The organism is Marinobacter sp. SS21 (genome assembly GCF_028369065.1).
In the GTDB taxonomy this organism is placed as follows: Bacteria; Pseudomonadota; Gammaproteobacteria; order Pseudomonadales; family Oleiphilaceae; genus Marinobacter.
In genome coordinates, this window is the sequence record NZ_JAQNDA010000002.1 from 475,384 (window position 1) to 484,772 (window position 9,389).

Here is a 9,389-nt window from a genome sequence, read left to right on the forward strand (position 1 = left end):
GGCCGTCTGCTCGGAACCTGACAGGGATATGTTGGGAAAAGTGAGTCCTGCCCGAATTCCCTGTCTCAAACTACTGCATCTTTTATGACCTCAAAACACTCGACCCTGGTTAGTGGGGCGGTAGCGTGCCTGAAGCTGGCTGTTGCCGGCAGCGCGCTTTCCTTCCCGGCAATGGCACAAAACGTAGATCACGACTTGGCCTTTCCCGGCTACAGCGGCTTTCTTAATGTGCCATCGGCCACGGCGCTGGCGCATGGGCAAGCAGATATACAGTTCTCTGATCAATCCTTTTATAAGGGAGGCTACGACCATATAAAAAATGTTTCGGGGACGTTTGGTGTGTTCCCTTACGTGGAAGTAGGGGGGAGGTTGGCGTGGGCTGAAACCCACTCAAGTTGTTTTCAGGGGTGTGGAATTCGTGATCTTTCAGCAAACGTTAAGGTGCAGGCACCTTTAATTCCACATGAGTGGTTTGATTTGGCAGTTGGGATACAGGATCTTGGGGGAGAAGTAAATTATTTTGATGCTAAGTACATTGTCGCTGGACGTCAGTTCGGTCCGGTAGAGTTTGCTCTTGGTTATGGTGACCCCGATGTGCCTAATCGCTACCTCGATGGAGCATTCGGTGCCGTCTCTTTCCGCCCCTTCCCCTGGTTGAATTTCATTGCCGAGCATGACAGCCAGGACCTCCGAGTGGGAGCGGGTGTGACCTCGCCTCGCGGCTGGTTGCCGGGCGGAACCCAGGTCAAGGCAAAAGTAGTGGCCTATAACCGCGGCGAATACGACGATGACCGCCGCTTTGCGGCCATCGGTATCAGCATTCCATTCGGCAACGCGGGTGCTCGCCCCAGGTTGGCGCAGGAAGCGGCGAGGACCGGGCAAGAACGCGCTGTGGAGCAGCAAGAACCTGCGGACGCGTTGACGGCGAGGGAATCGGTACCGGCGTCGCATCGGAGGTCGTCCGATGTCGAGAACCCGCAAGCCAGTAGCGATGTTGCTCGCAATCTTGGCGAGGCGTTGGTCGATGCCGGGTACGAGCGGGTCCGTGTTGCCAGCGTGGGCGATACGCTGCATGTGCGCTGGGAGAACAATCTGTACAACAGAGACGAGCGTGATTCTCTGTATGACGTGGCGAGTAGGGCCCAAAAGGCGGCTGGGATCCACGGGACAGCCCGGCTCACCCTGCTGAATCAGGGGTTGCCTGTGGTCAACCGTACAGTATCACTGGGCCCGGACGCGAAGCCATACGCGCTGGCTGCGGAGTTCGCCCCCGGTGGCGTGTTGCCGGGAGCAGACCTGACCGTGTCGGACTGGGATTTCGAAGGCAGCTTTGGCCCAGCCTGGAAGCCCCGTCTGACCTTCCGCCCCAACATCAGTTCGACTGTGGGTACTGAGTATGGCGTGTGGGACGCCTCCGTTGCACTGGGCACGGAACTATCCGCCTCCCTTTGGCCGGGCGCACTGGTGTCCGCAAGCTACAACACCGAGTTCTATAGCAGCGAGGATTTTGAAAAGGGCGGGGTGTTCTTCGATGGCCGCCAACGAACAGGCGTGATTGAAGCCGAGATCCAGCAATCCCTGAGGATGATGCCCTGGATGTACACCAGTGTTCATGCCGGGCGCTACGCGTTCGATTACCGGGGCGCGCTGAATGAAACCCTGATCCTGAGCCCCAGTGGTCACCACAGCCTCGGTTTTATTGGTGGTTATTTCCAACACCGGGAGTTTGACGACATCAGTCGGCGACAGGCGCTGGCCCGATACTCTTACTTTAACCCGGGCCTGGATTTGCAGCTGGACGTCTACGGTGGCCAGTTTTTTGCTGAAGATACCGGAGTGCGGGTAGACAGCCGCTTCTGGTTCGGCGACTACGCAGTGACCCTGCAATACAAGAACACCGATGCAGAATTTGTGAGTCTGGGCTGGGTGATTCCGCTTACACCTGTTAAAGACCATCAATTCAGGTACTTGCAGTTGCGCGGCGATGCGGACTGGTCGTACAGTGTGCAAACCCGAATCAACGACGATCTTAACTACACCGCGTTTGGTGGCGCTGGCATTGTGCAATCGGCCAACCCGCTGCGCGAGGTGTATTTAAACCGGGGTAGGTTCAGTAACCAATAGCCCGTTTCAGGTTGTTGAGTCTGTTGTGTTTTTTAATTGTTCGAATATAGTGGCCAGAGCCAGCGGCGAATACAGTTAACCTGGAAAAGTTGGCCGATCTCCACGTAGTTAGCACTCAGTTGCTAGGTCGTTGCCACGTAGCTACTAAGTAGCTACCAAGCAGCTAACAACAAGCAGCTAACAACTAGTTACGCAGTACCCACGCTAAGGCAGTACCCGTAGGCCATCTGGCCAGAGAATGGAAGTGAGTTCATCAGGAGCGAGAGAAAACCATGAAGCAATACCCAAAAGGAAGCATCAAGCACAAACTGGCTGCCATCGCCGTTGTTTCTATGGCCGCGGCATTGACTGGCTGCAACAACGGTAGTTCCGGCTCGTCTTCATCGGAAGGCAGCGCGGAAGGCGTTGTTTACGACGGCTATTTGGTTGGCGCCCGGGTGTGTGTAGACCGCAACTTGAACAAAGCCTGCGACGAGGGTGAGCCCTCTGCGATCACCGGTGAAGGCGGCGAATTCGAGATTGATGGCCTGTCCAACGCTGACAGCCAGTACCCGCTGGTGATGGAATCCACGGCGTCTACCATCGACGAAGACACCTTCCAGGCTGTAGGCGCAGGCCTGACCTTCCTGGCACCGGCTGGCAGCAAGGCGGTGAGCGGATTCTCCACCATCATCCAGTCCAAGATCGAAGAGGCGCTGGCGGCAGGGTCCACTGCCTCACTGGACGAGCTCAAAGAGCAGGCGGCGGCTGAGCTGGCCGATGAGCTGGGCGTTGGTAACATCGACCTGACAGACTACGATCCGATCGCAGCCAAGAACTTCGCCCTGGCGGACGACGCCACCCGGGAAACCGCGGCCAAGTTGCACCTGGTGAACCAGGTGATCAGCCAGCAGATCATCACCCTGAAGCCCCAGGCTGAGGCCAATGCCTACGGTAATACCAAGGCCGCATTCGGTGCCCTGGTCAAGAAGCTGGACGTTGCCGGCGTGAAGGCGGCCGTTGATAGCGACACCGCTACCCTGGCGCTTGCGGAAATTGTTAAAGCGACCAAAGAGTACATCGTGACAGCTCCGACCCCGGAAGTTCCGTCAGCACAGGACATTCTGGATCAGGCCGGCATCGACGATCTCGTGGATGATCTGATCGACGATCTGATCGACGACGACGCCACCGGCGCTACCGGCGCAACGGGTGGTACTGGCACGGCGTAAAGGCCAGTCACTGGGGGCAGTGGCATCACCGAATCCGGCGTAAGGCCGATTTGGTCCGCTGCTGCCCCAGTTCCATGTTGGGCTTTCGCTTTTTCGATAGCCAACCCATTCTAGAATCCCGTCTACCCCAACCTTTGGCTTAAGGCCTTGCCAAGCGCTCCCTAATGGCGTTTCCGGCACGGGCTCCATGACACCTTCGTCAACTCTTGTATTTATAACGAGATTGGCAGGATCACTTGAATTGCACTAATTGGGTATGTATTGCCCTCGCCTGATAGTCATGGCCGTTGTGTCGGCCCGGCTCAGGCAGGGGGATGTTCTGACTTGCGTTACGCAGCCGGGCGCCGAGTGGCCAGATTTGTGTTCTGGCCCAGCTGTCTTTGCACCCGATCGTTTGCACTCGCGCTTACCCGGAATAGGGAATAGCCATCCGCTCCCGGTGGTGAGGCCCTGTCTTTCTGAACGACAGAAGATTGATGTGACATGAACGATATTGCGCGTACTGGCATCCCGCTTAAGGCAGCTGAGCGGGTTTCGCTGTCGAGACCGACGAACGAATTACCTCTAGCTATCCCAGGCAGTGGCCCAGCCAGACTGGTGTTCTGGTTGCAGTGGATCCTGGCGAATTCGCTGCAAGTGCTGGTGCTGGTCAGTTTGGCGGTTCAGCAGGTGGGTTACCTGCCCCCCCAGTACCGGATGATGATCGTGGCGACACTGCTGATTTCGATCCCGCTGTGTACACTGTTTCGGGTCTATAGCACTCAGAATGGCTACTTGGCGGGCCTGGGGCGCATCCTATTGGCGTGGCTCTCCCTGGTCTCAATGCTGATCTTTGTCGCGTTCATTACTAAAACCAGCGACCAGTTCTCCCGCCAATTGGTGGTGCAGTGGATGATGCTCGCCGGTGGCCTGCAAGTAGCAGCGTTTGTGCCGCTGCATTACCTGTTCAAACGATTGGACCGGGAACTCCGGTCAGCCAGGAGTTCGTTGATCATAGGCGCAGGCGAGCTGGCATTCGATCTGGCCATCAAGGTGCGCTACGAGCGTCGGGAACAAATGCTGGGGATGGTGGCGCTGGATGACGAGCCTGATTTTGAAGTTGAGGTAACCCAGCCCTATTTCCCGGTGATAGGGCGTGTGAGCCAGCTTCGGTCCGTACTGGCGGAGAATGACGTCAGCAGGGTCTACATCGCCCTTCCCGCCAAGGAAACCGAACAAATTGAAGGGCTGTACGTTGATCTTCTGGACGCCAACGTGGATGTGGTGTGGATTCCAGACTTCGCCAACCTGAAGCTGCTGAACCACAGCATTCAGGATCTGGGTGGCATGCCCGCCATCCACCTGAATGAAAGCCCACTGACCTCATACCCGGGCGGGGCTTTCCTCAAGTCGTTAATGGATCGTAGCTTGGCGTTGCTGGGTATCGCTGTATTGGGCCCGTTACTGCTTGCAGTGGCCATTGCGGTGAAATGGTCATCGCCGGGGCCGGTTCTGTTTCGGCAGCAACGTCATGGCTGGAACGGGAACATCATCGAGGTGCTAAAGTTCCGGTCTATGCGAATGCACGATGACAGTGAGGTTAAGCAGGCCACCAAAGAAGACCCCAGGGTTACCTCGGTGGGCCGGTTCATCCGTCGCACGTCCATCGACGAGTTACCGCAACTGTTCAACGTCTTGAAGGGAGACATGTCGCTGGTAGGGCCCCGCCCTCATGCAGTGGCCCATAACAACTATTATTCAGACAAAATCATTGCCTATATGGCCCGACACAGAGTGAAGCCTGGCATTACCGGCCTCGCCCAGATCAGCGGGTATCGGGGCGAGACCGAAACCATCGATAAGATGGCAAAGCGGGTTGAACTGGATCTGGACTACATCAGCCATTGGAGCCTCAGGCTGGACCTCAAAATTCTGCTGAAAACACCCATCTCCTTATTCTCAAAGAACATATACTGATCAGTGGCTTAGCCAATCAAGCCGCCCAATCAAACCGCATAGGTGAGCGGTTTCAAATTTAAACCTGACGATGTTTGCAGACGGCCGTGCATTTGCGCATTATAGGCCCCTTCCTGGACCAAAGACTTTACCACTTGGACGTTCGATACCCATGAACCGGCTCATTGCTGCCCTGTTGCTGACCTTTTTTGTCAGCGGTTGTACTGTTTTCCCCGGTGGCCATATCCCATCGGCTGGCTCCTCCTGGTTTAGTGACGCGGAGTATGAACCCGTTGATGTCGAGGATCTGGTCGAGATCTACCCGGTGACCCCCCAAGTGCTGGCGGAGCTGCTGTCTCAGCCGGAGGTCTCGCCGTCGCTGAATGGAAAGTTGGAGCAAGCGCTTGCCGAGTACGATTACGTCGTCAATCGCGGCGACATTCTCAACATCACTGTATGGGACCACCCGGAGCTGACCATTCCCCAAGGCTCGGACCGCAGCCCCTCCGAAGCCGGCAACTGGGTGCACAGCGACGGCAGTATCTTTTATCCCTATGTGGGCAAGGTAGAAGTTGCCGGCCTCAAGGTCACCGAAATCCGTGACATTCTCAGGGAACGGCTGGCGGAATACATTCAGGACCCTCAGGTGGATGTAACCGTGGCAGCTTTCCGCTCCAAACGTGTCTACGTAACCGGAGAGGTGAAGCAGCCTGGTACCCAGCCCATTACCAATGTGCCGCTCACGCTCATTGAGGCGGTGAGTCGGGCTGGGGGGCTGACAGAGTTGGCGGACTGGACCGACGTTACCCTTACTCGAAACGAGCAAACCCGTAGCTTCTCATTGCGGGAACTCTATCAGAACGGCAATACCCAGCAGAATATCCTTCTGCTACCCGATGATATTGTCCACGTGGCACGTAACGATGCGGCCAAGGTATTCATCCTTGGCGAGGTGGAAAAACCCCAGACCCTCAGCTTTGGGCGTAGCGATATAACCCTCGCCGAAGCCCTGGCGGAGTCCGGTGGCTTTGTGGAAGCAACGGCCAATGCCAGTGGTGTTTTCGTCCTGCGCAAGGCCCCCGAGGGTACCGACAAAATTGCAAACGTTTACCAGCTGGACGCGGGCAACGCTACCGCTCTGGTACTGGCGGACCAGTTCAAGTTGAAGCCCCGGGACATCGTTTACGTAACGGCAGCGCCCATTGCCCGCTGGAACCGGTTGATCAGCCAACTGCTGCCAACGGCCCAGGCCATTTACTTCTTCGCACGAGCTGAAGACGAACTCAGCAATTCCAATTAAGCCTATGTTCAATAACATACTCGTTGTTTGTGTGGGCAATATCTGCCGCAGCCCCATGGCGGAATACCTGCTGAAGGAAAAGCTGGGCAACCCGACCGGCCGCCGCATCGAGTCCGCCGGCATCGGTGCCCTGGTGGACAAGCCTGCGGATGACACCGCCCAGGCCGTGCTGCGGGACAATGGCGTGGATGCCTCCACCCACCGGGCCCGACAGGTGACCCGGGACATGCTGGCCGAGGCGGACCTGATCCTGGCCATGGAAGACAGGCATCTCAAGCACCTGTACGAGATGGCCCCCCAAACCCGTGGCAAGGCCTTTTTGCTGGGCAAATGGCTGGACGGCCAGCCTATACCGGACCCGTACCGCCAGCAACGCCCCGCCTTCGAGCACGTTTATCAACTGATTGACCAGGCCACCGACGCCTGGCTTCGATACCTGGATAAGTAGTAGATCTATGAGCGACACCAACAACTCCACCCAGCACCACGCCGATGATGAAATTGATCTGTTGGCCTTGTTTGGCACGCTCTGGGATCACAAGTGGCTGATTGCCACAGTCACCTTTGTTTTCACCGTGATCGGCGTGGCCTACGCCCTGTTGGCCCCGCCGGTGTATCGCGCAACCTCCCTGATTCAGGTGGAGGATGAAACCGGCTCGCTCCCTGGTATGGAGGACCTCTCGGGCCTTCTGGGGTCCACCTCCACGGCCACCACCGAAATCCAACTGATCAAGAGCCGTACGGTGCTTGGCAAGGTGGTAGACGACCTGAACCTGGACATCGTGGTTGAGCCCAATTACTTCCCTATCATCGGCAAGGCCATTGCCCGGCGTTTTGTGGGATCCAGCGGAGAAGTGGCAGATCCACTATGGGGAGAAAATTTCGCCTGGGGCGGCGAGAAGCTGTCTGTTTCCCGTATGTCCGTCCCGCCGGTGGAGTTTGGCAAGCCGCTCAGTCTGATGACCACAGACACAGGGTGGGTGCTGTACAACTCGGAAGACCAACTCGTACTGGAGGGTATTGTTGGCCAACCGGAACAATCCGGTGACTACGCACTGATGGTAAAGGAACTACAGGCAAGGCCCGGCACCGAGTTTGAAGTCACCAAACGCCGCCATTACAGCGCCATTGCAGAGCTTCAGGAAAAGATCGCCGCCAGCGAGCAGGGTAAAGACTCCGGCATTATTTCCATGGGTTTTGAGCATGAAGACTACAGGCTTGCCGAAACGGTGCTCAATGAGGTGGGCAACAACTACGTTCGCCAGAACGTGGAGCGCAACAGCGCAGAAGCCGCTAAGTCCCTGGAGTTCCTCCGTAATAAGCTGCCGGAGGTGAAGCGGGACCTGGAAGTGGCGGAGGAGAAACTCAATGCCTTCCAAATTACGGCGGAAACTATCGACATTACCGCAGAAGGCGAGGCAATCCTTGAACAAGTGGTGGAGTTGGAAAAACGGATCTCCGAGCTTGAAATACAGCGTGCGGAAATAGAGCAACGGTTCCAGCCCACACATCCGCGCTATAAGGCATGGGCTTCCCAGATGGAGGAACTCAAGCAGCGCCGCAGTGACCTGGATGAGCGGATTGGCGGGTTGCCGCAGACCCAGCAGGAGCTGGTTCGTCTGCGTAGGGACGTAGAAGTAGGGAATGAAATCTACCTCCAGATGTTGGCCAATATCCAGCAGTTGGACATCGTGCGAGCGGGAACCGTAGGCAACGTGCGCGTGGTGGATGAGGCTGCTGTGGATGTGGAGCAGCCCGTCAAACCGAAGAAAGCCTTGATTGCGGCCGTCGCTATTCTGCTAGGTGGATTTATTGGGGTGGCCATTGTTTTGGTTCGCTCCGCCCTTAATCGTGGGGTTGAAAATGCCGATGACATTGAAAGTATCGGCCTGCCTGTATACGCAGGTATTCCGCTCTCGGAAAGTCAGGAAGCGCTGGGGCGCAAAGCAAGTAAGCGCGTTTCGCGTAAAACACAGCAGGACTCTAAACTCCTTGCCCTTAAAAATCCCGCTGACTTGGCGATAGAAGCGCTTCGAAGTCTGAGGACCAGCCTTCACTTTGCCTTGATGGATGCGCCCAATAATATCCTGATGATCTGCGGGCCGAGCCCCGGCGTCGGTAAAACCTTTGTATCGACGAACCTGGCAGCCGTTATGGCTCAGGCGGACCAGAGAGTACTACTGATAGATGCCGATATGCGCAAAGGCTTTTCCCACGAAACCTTTAACGTGAATAACGATAAGGGGCTTTCAGAGTTACTTTCTGGCCAGGCAACCCTGGAAGAGGTCGTTCACCACACCGAAGCGGATAACTTAACCTTCATTCCCCGAGGTATGGTGCCACCTAATCCTTCGGAACTGCTGATGGGAAAGCGGTTTGAGGATTACCTGCAGGAATTGGCACCAAAATACGATCTTGTCATTGTTGATACCCCACCCATTTTGGCCGTGACAGATCCAGCGATAGTTGGTAAACATGCGGGAACTACAATGTTGGTGACACGCTTTGGACTCAACCCATTGAAGGAAATCGAGTTAACCCAGCGTCGGTTTGAGCAAAATGGCATCGATGTGAAAGGTGTGATTTTTAATGCAGTTGAGAAAAGAGCCTCCATTCAGTCTTACAATGGCTACGGTTATTATAACTACGAATATGCGCCATCAGGTGCCCGATCTGCTAATACTTGAAAATATTAATAAGGAGACTCTGAATAAGTCTCAAATTCAGCGATAATTAGGGCCATCGCCAACCGCATAGGATTCAGTGTCACCATGGATCAGATCACCTTCTCCGAAGCCGAGTACCAGACCAAGAAGCGC

General features: G+C 56.0%; 6 protein-coding genes. All 6 read left to right on the forward strand.

The genetic code is table 11. From position 1 onward, the window contains the following. The first annotated feature begins 84 nt into the window (after positions 1-84). The 6 genes from N6L25_RS04425 to N6L25_RS04450 all read left to right on the forward strand — a co-directional run bounded on the left by N6L25_RS04425 (position 85) and on the right by N6L25_RS04450 (position 9,257). The gene (locus N6L25_RS04425; protein WP_271978275.1) at positions 85-2,124 is read left to right on the forward strand and encodes a YjbH domain-containing protein; all 2,040 of its coding nucleotides are present in this window, start codon (positions 85-87) and stop codon (positions 2,122-2,124) included. Positions 2,125-2,396: 272 nt separating this feature from the next. Beyond that, positions 2,397-3,335: a hypothetical protein gene (locus N6L25_RS04430; protein ID WP_271978278.1), complete on the forward strand. Its 939-nt coding sequence runs from the start codon at positions 2,397-2,399 to the stop codon at positions 3,333-3,335. Between the two features lie 483 nt (positions 3,336-3,818). Continuing rightward, entirely contained in the window at positions 3,819-5,291 is a 1,473-nt protein-coding gene (locus N6L25_RS04435; protein WP_442915203.1) for an undecaprenyl-phosphate glucose phosphotransferase, read from the forward strand. Positions 5,292-5,442: 151 nt separating this feature from the next. Then, positions 5,443-6,570: a polysaccharide export protein gene (locus N6L25_RS04440; RefSeq protein ID WP_271978280.1), complete on the forward strand. Its 1,128-nt coding sequence runs from the start codon at positions 5,443-5,445 to the stop codon at positions 6,568-6,570. A 4-nt stretch (positions 6,571-6,574) separates the two neighbouring features. Next, on the forward strand, positions 6,575-7,018 hold the full coding sequence (locus N6L25_RS04445) for a low molecular weight protein-tyrosine-phosphatase (RefSeq protein ID WP_271978283.1): 444 nt from the start codon (positions 6,575-6,577) through the stop codon (positions 7,016-7,018). A gap of 7 nt (positions 7,019-7,025) precedes the next feature. Further along, positions 7,026-9,257 (forward strand): polysaccharide biosynthesis tyrosine autokinase, encoded by a 2,232-nt coding sequence (locus tag N6L25_RS04450; protein ID WP_271978285.1) that lies wholly within the window; start codon positions 7,026-7,028, stop codon positions 9,255-9,257. The last annotated feature ends 132 nt before the right edge of the window (positions 9,258-9,389 follow it).